General features: G+C 70.9%; 18 protein-coding genes and 1 tRNA gene. 12 read left to right on the top strand and 7 right to left on the bottom strand.

Annotated features, from left to right (window positions below; translation table 11 throughout):
* Positions 1-134 precede the first annotated feature (134 nt).
* Positions 135-1,412, bottom strand: a complete 1,278-nt coding sequence (locus tag BLS56_RS10065) for an MFS transporter (protein ID WP_091449731.1) — start codon at positions 1,410-1,412, stop codon at positions 135-137.
* A 128-nt stretch (positions 1,413-1,540) separates the two neighbouring features.
* Between BLS56_RS10065 and BLS56_RS10060 the strand changes: the two genes are divergently transcribed.
* The gene (locus BLS56_RS10060; protein WP_091449730.1) at positions 1,541-1,732 is read left to right on the top strand and encodes a hypothetical protein; all 192 of its coding nucleotides are present in this window, start codon (positions 1,541-1,543) and stop codon (positions 1,730-1,732) included.
* A 50-nt stretch (positions 1,733-1,782) separates the two neighbouring features.
* On the opposite strand, the gene BLS56_RS10055 is transcribed toward BLS56_RS10060, so the two are convergent.
* Positions 1,783-3,381, bottom strand: coding sequence for an ABC transporter permease (locus BLS56_RS10055; protein ID WP_091449729.1), 1,599 nt, complete (start codon positions 3,379-3,381; stop codon positions 1,783-1,785).
* Positions 3,378-4,277: an ABC transporter ATP-binding protein gene (locus tag BLS56_RS10050; protein WP_091449728.1), complete on the bottom strand. Its 900-nt coding sequence runs from the start codon at positions 4,275-4,277 to the stop codon at positions 3,378-3,380. Before BLS56_RS10050 ends, BLS56_RS10055 begins: the two co-directional genes overlap by 4 nt.
* 82 nt (positions 4,278-4,359) lie before the next feature.
* On the opposite strand from BLS56_RS10050, the gene BLS56_RS10045 reads away from it, so the two are divergent.
* Both BLS56_RS10045 and BLS56_RS10040 read left to right on the top strand, forming a co-directional pair.
* Positions 4,360-4,833: a GbsR/MarR family transcriptional regulator gene (locus BLS56_RS10045; protein WP_228771526.1), complete on the top strand. Its 474-nt coding sequence runs from the start codon at positions 4,360-4,362 to the stop codon at positions 4,831-4,833.
* A 55-nt stretch (positions 4,834-4,888) separates the two neighbouring features.
* The gene (locus BLS56_RS10040) at positions 4,889-5,566 is read left to right on the top strand and encodes an SGNH/GDSL hydrolase family protein (RefSeq protein WP_228771525.1); all 678 of its coding nucleotides are present in this window, start codon (positions 4,889-4,891) and stop codon (positions 5,564-5,566) included.
* Here the strand turns inward: BLS56_RS10040 and BLS56_RS10035 are convergent.
* Complete coding sequence (locus BLS56_RS10035; RefSeq protein ID WP_091449726.1) at positions 5,520-5,972, bottom strand: SRPBCC family protein; 453 nt, start codon at positions 5,970-5,972, stop codon at positions 5,520-5,522. The two genes, BLS56_RS10040 and BLS56_RS10035, sit on opposite strands and share 47 nt — an antisense overlap.
* 111 nt (positions 5,973-6,083) lie before the next feature.
* Here BLS56_RS10035 and BLS56_RS10030 point away from each other — a divergent pair, with 111 nt between their 5' ends.
* The 5 genes from BLS56_RS10030 (at position 6,084) to BLS56_RS10010 (ending at position 13,287) form a co-directional block, all read left to right on the top strand.
* Positions 6,084-7,748, top strand: a complete 1,665-nt coding sequence (locus BLS56_RS10030; protein ID WP_091449725.1) for a DUF885 domain-containing protein — start codon at positions 6,084-6,086, stop codon at positions 7,746-7,748.
* 1,381 nt (positions 7,749-9,129) lie between these two features.
* Positions 9,130-10,344, top strand: coding sequence for a thioester domain-containing protein (locus BLS56_RS10025; protein ID WP_091449724.1), 1,215 nt, complete (start codon positions 9,130-9,132; stop codon positions 10,342-10,344).
* Positions 10,345-10,441: 97 nt separating this feature from the next.
* A complete protein-coding gene (locus BLS56_RS10020; protein WP_091449723.1) occupies positions 10,442-12,382 on the top strand; it encodes an FUSC family protein in 1,941 nt (646 codons plus the stop codon).
* A 105-nt stretch (positions 12,383-12,487) separates the two neighbouring features.
* Positions 12,488-12,691: an antitoxin gene (locus BLS56_RS10015; protein WP_091449722.1), complete on the top strand. Its 204-nt coding sequence runs from the start codon at positions 12,488-12,490 to the stop codon at positions 12,689-12,691.
* Positions 12,688-13,287: a putative glycolipid-binding domain-containing protein gene (locus BLS56_RS10010; protein ID WP_091449721.1), complete on the top strand. Its 600-nt coding sequence runs from the start codon at positions 12,688-12,690 to the stop codon at positions 13,285-13,287. Before BLS56_RS10015 ends, BLS56_RS10010 begins: the two co-directional genes overlap by 4 nt.
* Positions 13,288-13,300: 13 nt before the next feature.
* Here BLS56_RS10010 and BLS56_RS10005 read toward each other — a convergent pair whose 3' ends face one another.
* The 3 genes from BLS56_RS10005 to BLS56_RS09995 form a co-directional block, all read right to left on the bottom strand.
* Positions 13,301-15,217, bottom strand: a complete 1,917-nt coding sequence (locus tag BLS56_RS10005; RefSeq protein WP_091449720.1) for a fibronectin type III domain-containing protein — start codon at positions 15,215-15,217, stop codon at positions 13,301-13,303.
* A gap of 117 nt (positions 15,218-15,334) precedes the next feature.
* Complete coding sequence (locus BLS56_RS10000) at positions 15,335-16,306, bottom strand: prephenate dehydrogenase (protein ID WP_091449719.1); 972 nt, start codon at positions 16,304-16,306, stop codon at positions 15,335-15,337.
* Positions 16,307-16,337: 31 nt separating this feature from the next.
* Positions 16,338-17,573: a M20 metallopeptidase family protein gene (locus BLS56_RS09995; RefSeq protein ID WP_091449718.1), complete on the bottom strand. Its 1,236-nt coding sequence runs from the start codon at positions 17,571-17,573 to the stop codon at positions 16,338-16,340.
* Positions 17,574-17,650: 77 nt separating this feature from the next.
* Here BLS56_RS09995 and BLS56_RS09990 point away from each other — a divergent pair, with 77 nt between their 5' ends.
* The 4 genes from BLS56_RS09990 (at position 17,651) to BLS56_RS09975 (ending at position 19,225) form a co-directional block, all read left to right on the top strand.
* The gene (locus BLS56_RS09990) at positions 17,651-18,136 is read left to right on the top strand and encodes a tRNA adenosine deaminase-associated protein (RefSeq protein ID WP_091450033.1); all 486 of its coding nucleotides are present in this window, start codon (positions 17,651-17,653) and stop codon (positions 18,134-18,136) included.
* A gap of 1 nt (position 18,137) precedes the next feature.
* Positions 18,138-18,629 carry a nucleoside deaminase gene (locus tag BLS56_RS09985; protein WP_228771524.1) on the top strand — a complete coding sequence of 164 codons (492 nt, stop codon included), beginning with the start codon at positions 18,138-18,140 and terminating at the stop codon, positions 18,627-18,629.
* An 85-nt stretch (positions 18,630-18,714) separates the two neighbouring features.
* Entirely contained in the window at positions 18,715-18,927 is a 213-nt protein-coding gene (locus BLS56_RS09980) for a CsbD family protein (RefSeq protein ID WP_091449717.1), read from the top strand.
* A gap of 208 nt (positions 18,928-19,135) precedes the next feature.
* A tRNA-Ser gene (locus BLS56_RS09975) sits at positions 19,136-19,225 on the top strand.
* Positions 19,226-19,381 lie beyond the last annotated feature (156 nt).

Below are 19,381 nucleotides of genomic sequence, written 5' to 3'. Positions count from 1 at the left end.
TGCCGCCCGCTTGGCCGGGATACCCCAGAGGCTCCCATTTCATTCACGGTCGCGCAGCCCGTAGCTCGGACTTTGACGTCGACCGGCCAGGAATACGCTCCAACGGAGCAATGGTCCCACGCTTAGTGACCGTTTCACCGGACGGTTCGCGAAGAGGCAGTGTCGCTCGTGCCCGCGGTCACCCCATTCGCCCCGTCGGAGCCCGCCGGTGGCGCTGCGTGATCCTGGGTCAGGGTTTCCTTGGCGGGCAGCCACACCATCGCCGCGACGACGGCAAGGCCACCGGTCACCAGGAAAGCCATGCCGAATGAGAGCCGGTCGGCCAACATGCCCGCGGCGAACGGACCCAGGATCGCGCCGACGTCGGCGACCATCTGGTAGGTCGCCAGCATCGGTCCGCCGCGGGAGTTCACCCCGATGACGTCGGCGACCGCGGCTTGCTGCGGGGGCGTGAACATGCCCGTGCCCAGGCCCGCGACCGCGGTCATGACCAGGAACGGCGTGACCGTCTCGGTGTAGCCGACGCCGACCGTCGCGCCCGCCGACACCAGCAGCCCGGCCAGCACCAGCGGTTTGCGTCCCCAGCGGTCCGACAGCCGCCCGGACACCAGCAGCATCACCACGTTGCCCGCGGCGAACACGGCCAGTGCGGTGCCAGCGAAGGCGTCTTCGCGACGCAAGACCTCGGTGACGAACAGCGGCACCAACGACATCCGGACGCCGAAGACCGCCCAACCGTTGACGAAATTGGACGCAAGAGCCGCCCGGTAGCCGCTCACGCGCAAGGCGGCGCGTAGCGGGAAGACGGGGAGCTTGTTCTCGCCTACCGGCGTGATCAGGGTGGACCGCCGCAGGAACAGCCAGACGATCGCCACCGCCACCACCAGGGAGACGGCGTAGACCAGGAACGGCGCCCGCAGCGAGATCGCGATCAGGCCGCCGCCCACCAGCGGGCCTGCCACGTTGCCGAGCAGGAAACTGGTGCCCCACAGGCCGGACGCCCGTCCGCGCAACGGCGCGGGGGTCAGGTGGATCAGCAGCGCCAGGCCGGACACGGTGAACATCGTCGACCCGGTGCCCGCCAGCGCCCGCAGCGCGACGAGGTGCCAGTACTCGCCCGCGAACGCGCAGGCTCCGGTCGTCACCGCGACGATCAGCAGCCCGGCGAGGTAGACCCGGCGTTCACCGAGTCGGGTGACGAGTCTGCCGCTGGCCGGTGCGAACAGCAGTCGGGCCATCGCGAACGCGCTCACCACGATGGACGCCGCGGTGACGCTGACGTCGAAGCTCCTGGCGAAGCTCGGCAGGGCGGGTGCGACCAGGCCGAAGCCGACGGCGATCACGAAGTTCGCCGCCACCAGCACCCACACCTCCCGGGGCAGAGTGTCCTGTCGCTGCACAGCGGTGACCACGCGCGTCCTCCCCCAGAATGTTTAGCGTCGCGAAATACAGGGACGCCTGGCGTCGATCAGGTATTCCGTGACACGACAGGGCGATGGGGGTACTTCGCACTCGTCACCCACCGAGAGAAGGAACGCCCATGTCGGAACCGCTTGAGACCGTCGAGGTCATCCCGCTGCTGGTCAAGCTCGCCGAGGCGGAGCGGGAGGCGCGGGAGCTGACGGCCGACGAGGCCCACCGCGAGGGACAGGCGGCAGGTCTGGAGTTGGCCCAGCGCATCGTTCGCGACCTGGCTGGGCTGCCCGTGGAGGCTGACTCCGGCCGCGTCTGACAAGGCAGGAGGGCCGGGTGGCGCACCCCACCCGGCCCTCTTCCCGCAGGTCAGCCGATATCGCGGTGACGGAAAGCGGTGACTCCGGCGCCGACGCCGACTACCGCCACCGCGGTAAGCCACACCAGCGGTGTCCACGTGAACACCGCGCCCGGCAGCTTCGGCACGTGCGCGAACGGCGAGACGTCGAGAATCACCTGGCTGAGCCCGATGACCGGCCCGAACAGGGCGATCACCAGGACCACGCCGACCACTGCCCACGACGCGGGTACCGACACCCGGGGCAGCAGTCCGAACAGCAGGGTCGCGGTGCTGGCGACGACCCACACGGCGGGCAGTTGGGCGAGGGTGCCGCCGAGCGCGTGTCCGACCTGCGTGGCCAGTCCGCCTGCCCGCAGGCCGTGGGCGGCTCCAGCGGCCACCCCGGCGCCGGTCAGGAGTACCAGCGGGCCGAGAAGCGCGAAGACCAGGTGACTGGCGAGCCATCCAAAGCGGCTTACCGCGGTGGCGAGTACCGGTTCCGTGCGTACGGCGGTCTCTTCTGTCCGCATACGGAGAGCCGCTTGCACCGAGTAGACAGCCACGACCATCCCGAAGACCCCGGCTATCGCGCCCAGGTAAGCGTCGACAAGCCCTTGCGCGCCGCCCATCTTCGCGAAGATCTCCCGGACCTGGTCGCTGTTGCCGATCAGGGCGGTGATGCCGCTGGCGATCGAGCCGAACACGGCGCCGACGACGACCAGGCCGATCGTCCAGCCGATGAGCGCGCCGCGCTGCAGCCGCCACGCCAGCCCCAACGGGCTCGACAGCGACGGTGGGGCGCCCGCAGGCCCCAGGCGGGCGGGAAACAGGCCCGCGCCCAGGTCGCGCAGCGGGACGAGCCGGTAAGCGAGCGTGCCGACGGCGATCGCGACGACCACGGCCATCGGGAACACCCACCATTTCTCGGCCACGAACGGCTTCCCCAGTTGCCCCCACGCGAGCGGCGAAAGCCAGGACACCCAGTTCGCCGACGGTGTCGAGTCACCGATGGCGCGCAGGAGGAACGCCACGCCCAGCGCGCCGGTCGCCAGACCGTTGGCCGAGCGCGAGTACTCGGTGAGCTGTGCGGCCACACCCGCGATCGCGGTGAACACCAAGCCCGCGCCCGCCACCCCGAGTGCGAGGCTGACCGAGCCCGCCGCGGGCAGCCCCGCGCCGATCATGCCCAGCGCCGCGACCAGCCCGATCACCACACTTGTCCCCGCCGCGACTGTCACGCCCGCGGTAAGAGCCGCGAACCGGCCCACTACCGCGGAGCCGAGTAGTTCCAGTCTTCCGCTGTCCTCTTCCGCCCGGGTGTGCCGGGTGACGGTGAAGATCGCCATAAGAGCCACGAAGAGCGCCAGGAAGGACCCATACCGCCACGCGGTGAACCCGCCTGCTGTGCTCAGGTCGTACGCGGGGCCGTAGATCACGGCGACGGAAGGGTTGCTTCCCGTGCCCGCGGTAAGCGTCGCTCGGTCTGCCGCGGTCGGGTAGAGCTGTTCATACGCCGACACCGTGCTGGCCGGGATCAGGCCGAGCAGGACGGTCCAGATCGGCAGGATCACCCGGTCGCGGCGAAGCGCGAGCCGGACAAGTGTCCCAGTGCCGGTCAGCCCGCTCATCGCGCCACTGCCGATTCGTCCTGGTAGTGCCGCAGAAACAGCTCTTCCAGGGTCGGCGGCTGGCTGGTCAGCGAGCGCACCCCGGACGAGCTGAGCGCGCGCAGGGCGCCGTCGAGTTCCCGGGTGTCGACGTCGAACCGAACCCGGTTGCCCTCGACCCGCAGGTCGTGGACGCCGGGCAGGTCGGCGATGCCGTTGGGCGGCCCGGCCAGGTCGGCGGTGATGCTCGTCCTGGTCAGGTGGCGCAGTTCCGCCAGCGTTCCGGTCTCCACTGTGCGGCCCGCGCGGATGATGCTCACCCGGTCGCAAAGAGTCTCCACCTCGGCCAAGATGTGGCTGGATAGCAGCACTGTGCGTCCTCTGTCGCGCTCTTCCGCGACGCACTCCTGGAACACCGACTCCATCAGCGGGTCGAGGCCGGAGGTCGGCTCGTCGAGGATGAGCAGGTCGACGTCGGAGGCGAGCGCGGCGACGAGGGCGACCTTCTGCCGGTTGCCCTTCGAGTAGGTGCGACCCTTCTTACGCGGGTCTAGGTCGAACCGTTCCAGCAACTCTGCTCGGCGCCTCTTGTCGAGACCCCCGCGCAGTCTGCCGAGAAGGTCGATTACCTCGCCGCCGGAAAGCGTGGGCCACAGGGAGACGTCGCCGGGCACGTACGCCAGGCGTCGGTGCAGGGCGGTCGCGTCGCGCCACGGGTCGCCGCCGAGCAGGGTGGTCGTGCCGGAGTCGGCGCGCAGCAAGCCGAGCAGCACCCGGATGGCGGTGGATTTGCCCGCCCCGTTGGGGCCGAGGAAGCCGTGCACCTCCCCGGTCCGCACCGTCAGGTCGAGACCGTCGAGCGCGCGGGTCTGGCCGAAGGTCTTGACCAGGCCGGACACCGAGATTGCCGTTGTCATGGCTCGTAACGTACTCTCGTTTTAGAAGTTTGTGAATCTTCTGAACGCGCTAATCTTGCGGTGACGTCGAGAGGGTGAACGCGTGACCGAAGCAGACCAGGAAGAGGCCGTGGCACGGTTCGTGGAGCGGTTCGCGCTGCTCATGGCCGAGGCAGGCATGGCGAGGATGCCTGCCCGGGTGTTCACCCGGCTCTTGGCGACCGACTCGGGCAGGCTCACCGCCACTGAGCTCGCTGACGCGTTGCAGGTGAGTCCGGCGGCCATCTCCGGCGCGGTGCGCTACCTCGACCAAGTCGGCCTGGTCGTCAAAGGCCGCGAGCCGGGCCAGCGCCGCGACCACTACGCGGTGTCCAACGACACGTGGATCGAGGCGATCACCAACCGCGACAAGCTGCTCGAAAGCTGGTCGACCGCCATGGCGGAGGGGGTCGCGGTGCTCGGCGCCGACACGCCTGCCGGTCAGCGCATGGATGAGACCCGGCGCTTCTTCGACTTCTTGAAGAAGGAGATGGCTCTGCTGATGGACAAGTGGCGCGCCCAGGAAGCGGCCCGCTGACGTGCGCGCAACCCTTACCGCCAGCCTCTTACTCCCGGTTCTCCTTGTTCAAGGTTTGCGCGCGCGCAAAGCGATCCCACGTCTGCCCGGGGCTGCCGGGCCGACGCGCGGCACAGTCGGCTCCGGCGACCCGCTCCGGCTGGCCGTGCTCGGCGAGTCGACGGCGGCGGGCGTCGGCGCCCGGACCCACGAGGCCGGACTCGCGGGCAGGCTCGCCGTCGAGGTGGCCGAGCGCACCGGCCGCGCCGTCGAGTGGCAGGTGTCGAGCCGCATCGGGATCAACGCCCGCGACACCCGCGCGGACCTGGCGGCCGCGCTCGACCCGGCGGATGTGGTGGTCGTCGTCCTCGGCGTCAACGACGTGCTGGAGTTCCGCTCCGCCGCGCACTGGACCCGCGACCTGCTGCGGCTGCTCATCGACCTGCGGACGAGGCACCGCGGGGTCGTCCTCGCGGGCGTCCCGCCGATGGGCGCCTTTCCCGCGCTGCCCCGTCCACTGCGGACAGTGCTCGGCCTGCGCGCCGCCGAACTCGACGCCGCGGCGCGACGCGTCGCCGATGCGGTGTCCTGGGTCGCCCACGAACCGATGCCCGAGGTTCTGCTTGACGGCGACCTCTTCTGCGAAGACCGCTTTCACCCCTCCGAAGAGGGGTACCGGCACTGGGCGCGGCACCTCGCCCCCGCGGTCACCGCTCCGCCGCGCGCACCAGCTTTCCGCTCAACGTCTGAATGAGGGACCGCACGCCCGCGCGTACCGCCGGACCGGTACCCGGGATCCACTCGACAAAGCTGCACCGCCAGACGAGATCGGTCCCACCGCCGTCACGCGGGATCAACCTGACCTCTCCTCGGTAGTTCTTCACCGGGACGGGGGTGCGCAGCTCGTAGGCGTGCCTGCGGTCCTGCTCGTACTCGACCGTCTCTTCGCGGATCAGGAACGGCTTGCGCCCGAGCTTGCGCACTGACCCGACGCCCCCGGGAGCCGGATCGCCCTCACGCTCGACAAAGGCGTGCGCCACGACCGGCCGCGCCCACTGCGCCCACCGCCTCGCGTCCGCGACCAAGGCGAACAGCTCCGGCGCGTCGGCGCTGCTGCTCGCGGTGACTTCGACGGCGAATGTGCGCTGGCGCTCGACCATGGGCGACCTCCCGAATGGGGCTGTGGATAACTCGGCCCCGGCATCCTCGCACCGGCGTAGCCTCGAAGTCTCGGGGCACAGGTGATCGGATTCGGCCGGATTGGGGACGTGATGACGACAGGGGACGGCGGCGTGCTCGCGCTCGCCGACGAACTGCTGGCCGCGCAGTTGGCGGCCGAGCCGTTGGGCGCGACGCTCCTCGGCGTGCCCGGATACGACGACAAGCTGGCCGATCCGTCGGAGTCCGCCGAGCAGGCCCTGCGCGCGCACGCGCTGGACATCGCGGAGCGGGCGGAGGCGTCCGTCGGCGCGCACGACCATGATCCGGTGACGGCGAAGGTCGTGGCGCAGCAGGCTCGGGCCATGATCGACCGGATCGACGCGCGCATGATCGAGTACACGGTCACCGACATCTTCGTCGGACCGGCCGCGTCCCTGCTGACGTTCCTGCCCATGGTCGCGCTGCCCGATGTCGAGCGGGCCCAGTCCTACCTGTCCAGGCTGCGGGCTGTGCCCGAACACCTCGACGGCGTCGCCGAGCGGCACCGCGCGGGCGTCGCGGCGGGCCGGACACCGGTGCGGAGGCTGGTCGACGCCGCGGTCGCCCACCTCGACCGGTACCTCACCTCGCCAGTGGCGACCGACCCGCTGCTCGCGCAGAAACTCGTCGGTGAGGACAACGGATTCGCCGCGGAACGCGAACGGGTGGTCTCCGAGATCGTCCGGCCCGCGTTCGCCCGGTACCGCGCCGCGCTCGCCGACGAGATCGCCCCGCACGGCCGCGCGGACGACCGACCCGGCCTGTGCGCGCTCCCCGGCGGGGACGCCGCCTACGCGGCCCTGTCCCGGGTGCACACCACGACCGACCTGACGCCGGAAGAGTTGCACCAGACCGGGCTCGACCTGATCGCCGCGTTGCGCGAGGAGTACGCGGAACTGGGCGCGCGCGTGTTCGGCACCCAAGACCAGACGGAGATCTTCCAACGCCTGATCAGCGACCCCGACCTGCGCTGGCGCGATGGCGACGAACTGCTCGAGCACGCCCGCGCGGCCATCGAGCGCGCCGAGGCCGCCGCCCCCGGCTGGTTCGGCCGACTGCCGGGGCAGCGCTGCCGGGTCGAGCCGGTGCCCGCGGCCGAGGCTCCCGGAGCGCCCGCCGCCTACTACATGCCGCCCTCGCTCGACGGCCTCCGCCCCGGCGTCTACTACGCCAACACCGACCGCGCGCACGAACGGGACCGGTTCCTCGCCGAGGTCACCGCGTTCCACGAAGCCGTGCCAGGGCACCATTTCCAGCTCACCCTCGCCATGGAACTCGCCGAACTGCCGCTGCTGCGCAGGCTCGCCGACGTCAACGCCTACGTCGAGGGCTGGGGCCTCTACACCGAACGCCTCGCAGAGGAGATGGGCCTGTACTCCGACGACGTGGCCCGCTTCGGCATGCTCGCCATGGACTCCATGCGCGCCGGACGGCTCGTTGTCGACACCGGCCTGCACGCCAAGGGCTGGAGCCGCGACCAGGCCGTGGCCTACCTGCGGGAGAACACTCCGCTGTCGGTGCTGGAGATCGGCAACGAAATCGACCGCTACATCGCCTACCCCGGCCAAGCGTTGTCCTACATGGTCGGCAGGCTGGAGATCCAGCGCATCCGCGCCGCCGCCCAGGCCCGCCTCGGCGACCGCTTCGACATCCGAGCCTTCCACGACCTCATCCTCGGCGGCGGCCCACTGCCCCTGACCGTGCTGGACGAGGTGGTGGCCGCTTGGGGGAACTGACCACCAGGTGAATACGGCGCGGCCGCTCGGGCCGCGCCCCGACGGCGAGGCCCGGGCTCGGTGCCGCGCGGCAGGCGGACCGTGTTTCCGGGCTGGGCCAGCGAATCGGGGACCGTGACCTGAGCTCATGAAGCGGCCGCCTGCCCTCGGTCCTGACTTCGTCCGGGGTGCGCCGGGGCCCGCGCACGGGCCTGACTTCGGCGGGGAGGCACCGCCCGACGTCGGTGGGGTGCACGGGTCTGACTCGGTGGGGTGCACGGGCTGGCGTCGGTGGGGGTGCGGTGACGTGGGGTGGGTGACTCGGCAGTGGTCTCGGCTATGGCCTCGGTTTGTGGCCATGGTCTGTCGGCGCTCTGGTCGCCGTAGGCGTGATCGCGTATTCGGCCGGGTGAGCTTGCCTGCTGCCGCAGCGGTTGTGGCTCGCTGAACCGGAGTGGCGTGTCGGTCTGGTGACGCGAGCGGTGTGCCCTTGCGGGAGTCCGCCTGCTTGGACGGCGAAGTCACTTTCCGCCACTCTCGGTTGCGGATTCACCCGATTCGGATACCACTGTGTGGTGCGTTATCACTGTGCGGCGTAAAGGGTGCGGCCCGTCGAGTTTCATCGAGATCGTTGAATAGCATGGGGGGAACTAACGGATGTGGGCGCGGGCCAGGATTTCCTCAACGGTGGCGGGCGGCGGATGGGCTGGCCGCCGCACCTTGGCGGTGGCTGTCACCGCCTTCTTGCCGTCGATCACGATGGGCTGATCACCGCCTGCTCGACTGTCGTTTGTGGAGGGGGCAGGCGGGCGGCGGGGGTTGTCGTCCGTGCCGCGTCGCCCGTTCGTGGGCGGGTGCTGTTGCTGGACGGCCTCGTCGGGGGCGGGGACGACAGTGGACGGACGTGCTGGTGATCGGGAGGGTCACTGGGGTCCGGGCGTTGCCACGAATGAGGAACACGATCGTGCGCACTGTGCCGTCGATGACGGGTCTGTGATCACACTGAGCACTGCGGAAGCCGGGATGGCCGGTCAAACCCGCCCGTTCGGCTGGTGCTTCGGAATAGCCCCGGTGTTCGGTCCGATCTCGTCCTGCCGGTCCGGCACACCGAAACGATAGGCGGATCCGTCGTCTATCCGGGCGGCCTGTGGTCTTTCCGGGTGACGGATCTCTAGCGCGTTCGCACTAATAGGTGAACGATTCACAGTGCAACAGTATGTGGCGGAACCCCCGCGGAAGTCCCCATTCTCGGGGTCAGTAGAGTCCGCCCACGCTGGACAGTTCGATCCGCTCATTCGGGGGTGAGCTGATCGTTTTCCGCCCGGCGGGCGGCGGATCTGCTGATGAATCCGCGCCGCGTCCAAGTCTTGGGGATCGACGTTCGGAACGCAGAAGGAGAATCATGGGCAGTCGTTGGAAGCTCGGGCGCGTAGGCGCCACCCTCGCCGCGGCGGCGGTGCTGGCGTCGGTGGCCGCGCTGCCTGCCGCCGCCGAAGAAGCCGCGCGCGGCAGATTGCAGCACGAGAAGACCGAGGGCTTCGGCGTCCGCTTCGAGAACAAGCAGGACGTGCTGCAGGCGTCGCTGCTGCACTTGAAGCTCACCGACGGCAAGATGCTCAAGGTGTACTGCGTCGAGATCAACGTCGACGCCAGCCACGACCAGGACATGGTCGAGGTCCCCTGGGACGCCTACCCCGACGACAAGTCGCCGTTCAACGCCAACCGCGACAAGATCAACTGGGTGTTGCACAACGGATTCCCCAACAAGTCGATCGAGGAGCTCAACGGGCTCGGCCTCAACTGGGGCGAGGCAGGCCTGGAGGTCGAAGAGGCCATCACCGCCACCCAGGCCGCGATCTGGCACTTCAGCGACGGCTACGACATCAACCGCAACACGCCCGTCGCGCGCGGTGCGAACGTCGAGACCGGCCAGGAAAACCGAGACGCCGACCAGGATGTCCTGGCCCTCTACGACTACCTGATCTCGGATGCGAACAAAGGCATCGGCGAGCAGACCGTCGGCGATCTGAAGATCAGCCCCGAGAAGCAGTCCGGCGAGGCGGGCGAGCTCGTCGGCCCGTACGAGGTCACCACCAACGGTGAGATCACCGAGTTGCGGACCGACCTCCCCGAGGGCGTTGTGCTCACCGACGCCAAGGGCAACGAGATCCAGGCCGGGGACATCGAGAACGGCACCGAGGTCTACGTCAAGGTCCCGGCCGACGCAGAGGCCGGTGAAGGCTCGTTCGACCTCACCGCGGACTCCCCGCGCATCGAGATCGGCCGCCTGTTCGTCGGTGACGACTACGCCAACCACAAGGCGCAGTCGCTGATCGTCGCCGACTCCGAGACCGTGAAGCTGACCGCGCAGGGACACGCCGAGTGGCAGCCCGTTAAGACCGTCGCGCCTGCCCAGACCGCGATCGCCCCGGCGAACACCTCCGCCGCGGTGGCGCCCGCGGCGTCGTCCGCCGCCGTCGCCCCGGCGGCCCAGGCCACGACCGGCGACCTGCCGGACACCGGCGCGTCGATCCTGCTGCCGGGCCTGATCGGCCTCGTGCTCCTCGCCGCTGGCGCGGGCACCCTGCTCTACCTGCGGCACCGTCGCTCGGCCTGACCTGAGCGCACTGATCCCCCTCCCGGCGACGCCGGGAGGGGGATCAGTCTTTTCCGGACCCGAGCCGGACCCGGAGATGAGGATTACCGTCGTCGCCGTGAGCACCAGGGACGAGGTCGCCGCCCCGCACTGGCTGCGGCAGCTGCTGCGGCAGAAGCCGGTCCCGGTCCCGTGGAAGCGGGTGATCAGGGCTCCGGTCGCGATCGCCGGGCCGATCGCGGTGGGGATGGCGGCGGGCCGCATCGACCTCGGGGTCCTGGTGTCGATCGGCGCTCTGTGCGTGACATTCGCCGACTCCGACGGTCCATACCGGTACCGCGCCCAGCGGACAGGCGGGGCGGCGGTAGCGGGGTCGGTCGGCTACCTCTGTGGAAATCTGGTCGGTGAGCAGGGGGTGCTGGCCGCGCTGGTTCTCGTCCTGGTCGCGGGCGTGTCGGCCTTGGTGAGCGCGGCGGGCAGCAACGCGTCGATGGCCGGGTTGCAGCTGCTGGTGTTCGCCGTGCTCGGGTCCGGTCAAGTCGCGGACCCGTGGCTGGCCTGGGTGTGCTTTGTCGTCGGGGCGGCCTTCGCGTGGGCGCTGTCGTCCGCGGCGTGGCCGGTGCGGGGAGCGGCGCTGGAGCGGGCGGCGGTGGCCGCCGTGTACGACCAGATCGCGGTCATGCTTGCCGCGTCCGGGAGTCCGGCCGCCCGAGTCGCCAGACGCGACCTCACGGCCGCTCTTAACGCCGCTTACGACGCTCTGCTCGACGCGCGGTCGCGGCTGGCGGGGCGCGATCGGTCTTACCGCAGACTGTTCGTGCTGCTTACCGAGAGCACACCGGTCATAGAGGCGGCCGTGGCACTGGTCAACGCCCGGCGGAAAGTGCCCCAAGAGTTCGTCGCTTACCTCGAAGACGCCGCCGACCGGATCAGGGCGCGTGAGCCACTGCCCGAGCCGCCGAACCCGCCTGCCGACGCCCGCGCCCTGGCGCTCCTGCACTCCGGCCTCCGCGCGGTCGCCGAGTTCCGGCGCGGTGAAGCGGACGTCGACGCCCGCCCCGCCGGGGAACGCGCGTCCGTGCGCGAACGGCTAAGAGGGTGGCGTGACACGTTCGGCGGGCGGACGTGGCCGCTCGCCCTGCGGCTCATGCTCTGCGTCGGCCTCGCGGTCGCCGCGGGCCGCCTGTTGCCGCTGGAGCACTCGTTCTGGGTGGCCCTGACGGTCGCGATCGTGCTCAAACCCGACTTCGGCTCGGTGTTCGGCCGGGCCGTGCTGCGCGGGCTGGGCACCGCTGTCGGGGTGCTGCTCGGCGCGGGCGTGCTCGCCATCGACCCACCCGGCTGGGGGCTGGTCCTGCTCGTCACCTGCGCGGCCGCGGCGCTGCCGGTCGGGCAGGTGCGCAACTACGGCATGTTCAGCACGTTCGTGACGCCGCTGGTGATCGTGCAGCTCGACCTGGCCGACGCTGGCGACTGGAACCTGGTGACCGCCCGGCTGCTCGACACCGCACTGGGGTGCGCCATCGTGCTCGTCTTCGGCTACCTGCTCTGGCCAGGCGGCCGACGGCCCCGCGTCGGCGAAGACCTGGCCGACGCGCTCGACGTCATCGCCGAGTACCTGGAGCACGCTCTTTCCGGCGGCTCCGATGAACGGTCGTCCTTGCGCAGGCAGGCCTACCGGGCGTTGTCGGATCTGCGGACCGCGTTCCAGCAGTCCCTGGTCGAGCCCTCCCCGGCCGGTCGGCAGGCCGCGGCGTGGTGGCCGGTGATCGTCGGCTTGGAGCGGCTCACCGACGCGATCACCGGGGTCGCGGTAGCCATAGAACGCGGTGCGCCACCGGTCGAGACACACGACGTCAAGGTTCTTGCCGCCGCTGTCCGGGAGGCGGCAAAGGCGGTAAGAGGCGAGCGTGCGCCCAAGCGCGGCACGCTGCCCGACGACGAGCGGTTGGAGCGGGTCGTCGCCGAGCTGGTCGCGGTGCACGGCGTGCTGCGTGGGCCTGACCTGGGCCAACGGCGCCGCGGACAGCGTGGGCGGGCGCGCGGCCGCGCGGGCTGAGTAGGTTGGCGTCCGCGACAGTTTGGGCATTGGGAACGGCGGCGCCGGTTGGGTACCCTTCGACGGGGTCCTCGCCCGGGCCTGTCAGAGTGCGAAGGAGCAGCGATGGGCATCGACTTCAACGAGCTGAGGAACAAGGCCGAGGGCCTGCTCGAGCAGCACGGGGACAAGATCGAGGCGGGCGTCGAGAAGGCGGGCGAGTTCGCCAAGAACAAGTTCGGCCACGACGCGCAGGTCGACCTGGTGGTCGACAAGATCCAGGACCTCATCCCCGGCGAGCACGGCGACCCCAAGGGCACCCAGGCGTGAGTTCCGCCGCCGTGCGCAAACCCACCGTCGTCACCTGGCAGGGGGCCGAGCCGGTCACCCTGGAGTCGGTCCGGCTGCTGGTCGCCGACACCCGGCTGCGCGCCTCCGGGCGGCTCATCGCCGCGGCGAACCTCGGCACCGGGGCCGAGCCGTTCAGCGCGTCCTTCGAGGCCTCGGTCGACAAGGGCGAGGTGGCTGGCAGGCTGCTGCTGCGCACCACGACCGCCGAGCAGGAGCGGCAGATCTCGCTGAGCCGCACCGAGGACGGCGTCTGGCTGGTCGACTACGGCCACACGTCCGAGCGCGACGAGTTCGACGGGTCGGTCACCGTCGACGTCGCGGGCGCGGTCACCTTCAACACGCTGCCGATCCGCCGTCTCGGCCTGCACCGCACACCCGGCGAGTTCGAGATCCCGGTCGTGTTCGTCTCCATGCCCGATCTCAAGGTGACCTTGGTGCGCCAGACTTACCGGACGGTCTCTACAGACGAGAAGCTCTCGGTCATCGCTTTCACCCAGGGCGAGTTCAGCGCCGACCTGACGGTGGACGCGGACGGCATCGTGGTGGACTACCCGGGCGTGGCTCGTCGCGTTTAGGTCGGGACAGGACCTACGCGCCGATCCGGAACGGCGCGTAGGCGACGGCGAAGGCAGTGCCCGGGTCCACCCCGACCACCTTCACCTCGACGGTGTGCCTGCCTGCCGCCAGTTCCTTAGTCGTCAGAGCCAGCCGCCACCTGCCGCCGACGCCTGGGCCGTCCGCGACGGTCGGGATGCCCGCGACGCGCTGCCCATCGATGCGGACCTCGACGCCCGCCATGCCCGCCAGCCTGCCGCTTTGGCGTTGGCCTGCCAGGCCGTCGGCGCGCACCTCCAGCACCACTCGGCCGCGGGGCAGTTCGGTGTCCGCGGCGATGGGCTTGGCCGCGACGTCGAAGAAGGCCGCGCTGGGCCGGGCAGGCGCGGGCTTGACCCGGGGGAGTGGCGTCTCGATACCGGTGCCCGCGGCGGGTGACACCGCGCCCTCGGGCGCGGTCAGCTCCATCGACGCGCTGATCACCCTGGTCGGGCCTGTCTCTCGGAGCACTGGTCCGCGCACGCGTACCGGCAGCGTCTTACCGTCAGGTCCCAACACCAGTGCCTCCGGCGGCAGGTCCGCCACGATCGGGTAGCGCACACCTCGGGTGAACGGCTGGCCCGCCACCGCGGGTCGGGCCGGGTACTCCCGGCCACCCGCCTCGACCGTGAACGCGTCCGCCCCGGGCGCCTGCGGGACCAGGGTGACCCGAAGCTGCCCGCCGGTCGCGCCCGCCACCCGCGCCCCCGCGCCGGGCGTCACCAGCGGGGTGTCCGGGGCGGCGACCACCCGGTCCGCATCGATCCTCGGCGGCACGACCAGCACTGGCCGGACCGTGGGCGCGCCGACGAAACCGACCAGGTCGACGGCCGCGTGCAGCCCGACGCCGCCGCCGACGAACCCGAGCAGGGCCGTCGCCGCGCGCCAGTCGGGCACCACGTCGCCCGCGCCCACCAGCACGCCGTCTCGCAGCACACGGATACCGTCGGTGCGGAAAACGACCTCCCACCGCACGGAGAAGCCGATCTCCGCGCGCGGAACGGGCTGGACCGCGACCGGGCGGCCCAGCCGGGGCGTTCCCGGGGCCACCAGCACCCGCACCGCGGCGTCTCGCCCGACGACGCGCATTCGCACGGTCCCCGGCGGCAGCGACGGGTCGTCTTGCGCGAGCCCCGGCTTACCGGGCGACGGTGAGCCACTGGGGGAGCCGCCGATCAGGTCCACGGGACCGGGCACGAAGGTTAGCGTCAACTCCCCGTCGTGTCCGGGATGGTCGGTCGACACCACGACCCGGCCGAGTTCGCCGTCCACCGGTGTCGCACGCAGCCGCAGCGGGACCCGGGAGCGCAGGGCGACCGGCTCGGCGGCGCACTGTCCGCTGACGACCAGCCGGTCGCCGTCCTCGGCCGCGCCGCGAGTGGCGCGGGCGCAGTCGGTGGTGCTGGAAAACCGCCAGCCGACCGGATCGGGCACGACCCGGGAGACGAACCGGTCCTGGAACGACCACGGCAGGTCGTCCGGGGCCTGCGCCGGGACAGCCGTGACGGTCGCGGGCGCCGAGCGTTGGCCGTAAGAGTCGACCGACCGGATTTCCACGCTGTAGGGGATGTTGTCCGTCAGCGCGTTCAGCTGCGCCGCCGGCTCGGCCACGAGCCGGACGTGCTCCATGGCGCTGGCGCGGCCCCACTTGACCTCGTACCCCGCCACGGCCACGCCCCCGGCGGGTGGCGCCCAGCGCAGCCGCAGCCGCTGCGATCCGGGCAGCGCGGCGACCCGCTCGGGCGGGGCGGGTTTGGCGCCGGGGCCGGGGATGACCACGTCCTCGCCCGCGAACTCGCGGACGGCCGTCTGCGGCGGCGGCGCGGGCTGGGGCACGTGCCTGCCGGGCTCATCGGGGGTGCGCAGCACGACGATCGCCCCGCCGAGCGCCACCAGCCCCGCCGCGGTCATCGCGATCCGGCGGAACCGGTGTGGTCGGGTGGGCGCCTGATGGGGAACAGGGCGATCCACCGGATCAACGTAGGCGGGACGAGACTTTCATCACAGCTTCGTTGCCGACCCGAGACCTCAGTCCGGCAAGACGGGGAGCGTCGCGAGCGCGAGGTCGCCGTCGAAGCCCACGATCCGGCCGCCCTGCGCGCCGATGAGCCGCAACTCCTCCAGCGGGTCGCCCGCGGTGAGGTCGATCATCGCCTGCGCCTGACCAGCCGCCCGGTAAGCGTCGAGGGCCACGCGACCGGCGTGCCCGGCCCGGATCGTCGCGCTCAGCGCGCCGGTGGACGCCAGCGCGCCCCGGGCGGCGCCAAGCTTGCCCAGCGCGTCGTCCACGGCCTCCAGCAGGGCGGCCCGGTTTCCCTCGCACATGGCAAGCACCAGCTCCGGCCTGCTCGACGCGACCCGTGTGCCGTCGGTAAACGATCCGGCGGCCAACGACAGCGCTAACGGTCCGCCGTCAGCGCCGCACGCGGCCAACACGGCGGCCAGCACGTGCGGCAGGTGCGAGATCCGGGCCACCGCCGCGTCGTGCTCCTGGGTGGTGGTGGGCACGACGCCAGCGCCGCAGTCGATCGCCAGTTCGGCCACCTCGCGCCAGGCGTCCAGCGCGGTGTCCTCGTCCGCGGTCACCACCCACGCGGCCCCGGTGAACAACGTGGCCTCGCTTGCCGCCCACCCGGAAGCGGACTTACCGGCCATCGGGTGGCCACCGGCGAAACGCGTCTCCGGCGCGAACCGGGCCACCCCCTCGACCACCGGGCCCTTCACACTCACCACGTCGGTAAGCAGGCAGCGCGGGGCGAAGTCGCCGATCTTGCGCAGCACGCCGTCGACCGAGGGCAGCGGCACCGCGATCACGACCACCGCGTCTTCCTTGCGGGCGCGCTTGAGGGCCTTGTCCAGGTCGAGCACGTCGAACCCGGCCGCGGTGACGGCGTCGGCGTCGGCGGTGGTCGCGCCCCACACCGTCCGGCCCGCCGCGGCAGCCGCACGCAGCACCGAACCCCCGATAAGACCCAGGCCGACAACGCACACCGCTCGCATGACGGCAGATAATGCCCTATCGATCACCCGATCAGCGCAGCACGTCGAGGGCGAACGCGGCGTACGCGCTGACCCCGTGCGCCATCGCGGACTCGTCGAAGAGCACGCGGTTCGAGTGGTTCGGCGCCGCGTCCGCTGGCTTCACCCCTGGCGGGCACGCGCCGAGGAAGGCCAACGCGCCGGGCACCTGTCGCAGCACGTAGGAGAAGTCTTCCGCGCCCATGAGCGGGTTGGGCATGACCAGCGAGTGCCTGGCGCCGAGCACCGCCGCCGCGAGGTCTTGGACGCGGGCGGCGACGTCGGCGTCATTGACCGTGACCGGGTAGCCCGGCTCCGGGATGAACTCGACCGAGCAGCCGTGGGCGGCGGCGACGTGCTCGCACACCTTCGGCAGCTCGGCGAGCATCGTCGCGCGGGACGACTCCGACAGCGACCGCAGCGTGCCCTGCAACTCGGCGGTCTCCGGGATGACGTTGAACGTGGTGCCCGCCGCTATCCGGGCGACGGTGACCACGGTCGGCTCGAACACGCTGATCCGCCGCGTGAGCACGGTCTGCACCGCGCCGACCATCGCCGCCGCCGCGGGCACCGGGTCGACCGCGTCAGCAGGCGTCGAGGCGTGCCCGCCCCGGCCGGTCACCCGCACGGTGAACGCGTCGGCGCTGGCCATGATCGGCCCCGGCCTGCACCGGATCACCCCGGTGGTCTCCTTGGAGGTGATGTGCAAGGCGAACGCGCTCTCCGCCGGCTTACCGGCCGCCTCTAGCACGCCTTCGTCGAGCATGTGCTTGGCGCCGTGGTAGCCCTCTTCGCCCGGTTGGAACATGAACACCACGGAGCCCGCGAGGTCTTCGCGCCTACCGGCGAGCAGTCTGGCGGCCGAGGCCAGCATCGCGACGTGCGTGTCGTGCCCGCACGCGTGCATCGACCCAGGGATCTCGGACGCGTACGGCAGACCGGTGTCCTCTTGCAGCGGCAGCGCGTCCATGTCGCCGCGCAGCAGGACTGTCGGCCCCGGCCGGGCGCCCGTCAACACCGCCACAACCGACCCGACGGCCGTTCCGGTGCGCACGCTCAACCCGAGCCCGTCGAGCGCGCGGAGCACGGCGGCCTGCGTGTTCGGCACGGCGAGGCCCTGTTCGGGTTGCCGGTGCAGGCGCCTGCGGAGCGCGACCGTCCTGGGCTGGAGGACGCGTGCGGCTTCGGCGAGACCGCTGAATCGGGGATCGCCCGAGAGCGCGGACGAGGCCGGAACGTGGGGCGTCATCTCCCGATAGTGTCATCGCAGACCGCTTCGGGGGACTGCTTCTTCCGGGTGACCCCCTGGCGGAATACGGTATGTGCATGTCGGAGCAGGAGCCGGTACCGGGCTTCGGAGTTGCGGTCGTTCGCGAGGACGGCAAATGGCGGTGCGATCCGATGGACAGCTCGGCGCTGCGCGAGCTGGACGCGGCCATCACCGAGCTGCGCAAGATCCGGTCCACCGGCGCGGTGTTCGGGTTGCTGGCCATCGATGACGAGTTCTTCCTGCTGCTGCGGCCGAGTCCGGGCGGGGTCTCGCTGCTGCTGTCCGACAGCGCGGCAGCCCTGGACTACGACATCGCGGCAGACGCTCTTGACCTGCTGCGGGTAGACCCGCCGGAGGACGACGACGAGGTGTGGCCGGAAGGCTCTCTCGACATCCTGGCCGACCTGGGGCTGCCCGCCCCGGAGATGCAGGTGATCATCGACGAGATCGACCTGTACCCGGACGAGCAGCTGCAGATGATCGCCCAGCGGCTCGGGTTCGAGGCCGAGTTCACCAAGCACCTCGACACGATCTTGCAGTGACGTGTTCTTGGGCGACGACGTGCTCTTCGGCGACGTGACCCGCGACGAGGACCTGGTCCGCGCCGCGCTCGCGGTGGCCCGCCGCGCCGAGGCGACCGGGGACATCCCGATCGGCGCGCTGGTCCTGGGGCCGGACGGCACGGAGTTGGCCGCCGCGTGCAACGCCCGCGAGGCGCTGGGCGATCCCACGGCGCACGCCGAGGTCTTGGCGCTGCGAGAGGCGGCTAAGCGGCACGGCGACGGGTGGCGTCTCACCGGCTGCACGTTGGTCGTGACTGTCGAACCGTGCACCATGTGCGCAGGCGCGTTGGTCCTGGCCAGAATCGAGCGGGTCGTCTTCGGCGCCTGGGAGCCCAAGACCGGCGCGGCGGGCTCACTGTGGGACGTGGTTCGCGACCGCAGGCTGACGCACCGGCCCGAAGTCGTCGGCGGGGTGCTGGAAACCGAGTGCGCGGCCCTGCTGGCGGAGTTCTTCGCCAGCCATCGAATGTGATAGCTGTCACATTCAGGTGGGTTGGCTCGGGGCAGTGGACACCCCGGTCATGAGGGATTGAGCCTCATGATGGGAGGAGTGCCCGATGAGTGTGTTCGACAAGGCCAAGGACAAGGCCGAGCAGGTCATCGGCCAAGCTAAAGAGAAGCTCGGTCAACACACCGACAACGAAGACCTGGCGGACTCCGGCAAGGCTGACCAGCTTTCCGGTGAGGCCAAGGAGACCGGTCACGACCTCCGAGACAAGGCAGCGGGCGCGTTCCAAGACGCCAAGGACAAGCTTGACGGCAGGGGTTAAGCGAGTCCTCACGGGCTGCTGACGCGACCGGCCGGAGTGGTGCCGCACCTCCCGGGGTGCGGCGCAGGGCCCAAGCCGCTCCGCCTGACGTCGATGCCCGCGCTGCCCACCCCACGAGCCCGCCCACCGGCCCCGAGCCGGTCGGCGGGCTCGTGGCCGTCAGGGGGTCCTTACCGGCAGGGTGAACACCTTCTGTACTCTCTTTCGCGGTGGCGTGTCCGAGCGGCCGAAGGAGCGCGCCTCGAAAGCGCGTGACGGTTCACCCCGTCCGTGGGTTCAAATCCCACCGCCACCGCCAACAGCGATCACGACAGCGCCGGTGACTCTTCGGAGTCACCGGCGCTGTCGCTTTCGCGCCGGTAATGCGTGCCGCACCTGCTCCGACTAGCCGAGAGTGTCTCCCCAGCGGTCTTTTGCTGTTCACCCCCTCAGTGAAAGATGCGCCCACCGTTCC

It is taken from the genome of Actinokineospora iranica, from assembly GCF_900101685.1.
In the GTDB taxonomy this organism is placed as follows: Bacteria; Actinomycetota; Actinomycetes; order Mycobacteriales; family Pseudonocardiaceae; genus Actinokineospora; species Actinokineospora iranica.
Note: the sequence above shows the minus strand (reverse complement) of the source record. Positions and strands in the feature narration are given on the sequence as shown.

Coding starts and splice junctions, on each gene's coding strand:
- BLS56_RS10015 (WP_091449722.1), top strand. CDS start 12,488: ATGGGCATCGACTTCAACGAGCTGAGGAACAAGGCCGAGGGCCTGCTC.
- BLS56_RS10025 (WP_091449724.1), top strand. CDS start 9,130: ATGGGCAGTCGTTGGAAGCTCGGGCGCGTAGGCGCCACCCTCGCCGCG.
- BLS56_RS10005 (WP_091449720.1), bottom strand. CDS start 15,217: ATGACCGCGGCGGGGCTGGTGGCGCTCGGCGGGGCGATCGTCGTGCTG.
- BLS56_RS09995 (WP_091449718.1), bottom strand. CDS start 17,573: ATGACGCCCCACGTTCCGGCCTCGTCCGCGCTCTCGGGCGATCCCCGA.
- BLS56_RS10060 (WP_091449730.1), top strand. CDS start 1,541: ATGTCGGAACCGCTTGAGACCGTCGAGGTCATCCCGCTGCTGGTCAAG.
- BLS56_RS09990 (WP_091450033.1), top strand. CDS start 17,651: ATGTCGGAGCAGGAGCCGGTACCGGGCTTCGGAGTTGCGGTCGTTCGC.
- BLS56_RS10000 (WP_091449719.1), bottom strand. CDS start 16,306: ATGCGAGCGGTGTGCGTTGTCGGCCTGGGTCTTATCGGGGGTTCGGTG.
- BLS56_RS10030 (WP_091449725.1), top strand. CDS start 6,084: ATGACGACAGGGGACGGCGGCGTGCTCGCGCTCGCCGACGAACTGCTG.
- BLS56_RS09980 (WP_091449717.1), top strand. CDS start 18,715: ATGAGTGTGTTCGACAAGGCCAAGGACAAGGCCGAGCAGGTCATCGGC.
- BLS56_RS10035 (WP_091449726.1), bottom strand. CDS start 5,972: ATGGTCGAGCGCCAGCGCACATTCGCCGTCGAAGTCACCGCGAGCAGC.
- BLS56_RS10055 (WP_091449729.1), bottom strand. CDS start 3,381: ATGAGCGGGCTGACCGGCACTGGGACACTTGTCCGGCTCGCGCTTCGC.
- BLS56_RS10050 (WP_091449728.1), bottom strand. CDS start 4,277: ATGACAACGGCAATCTCGGTGTCCGGCCTGGTCAAGACCTTCGGCCAG.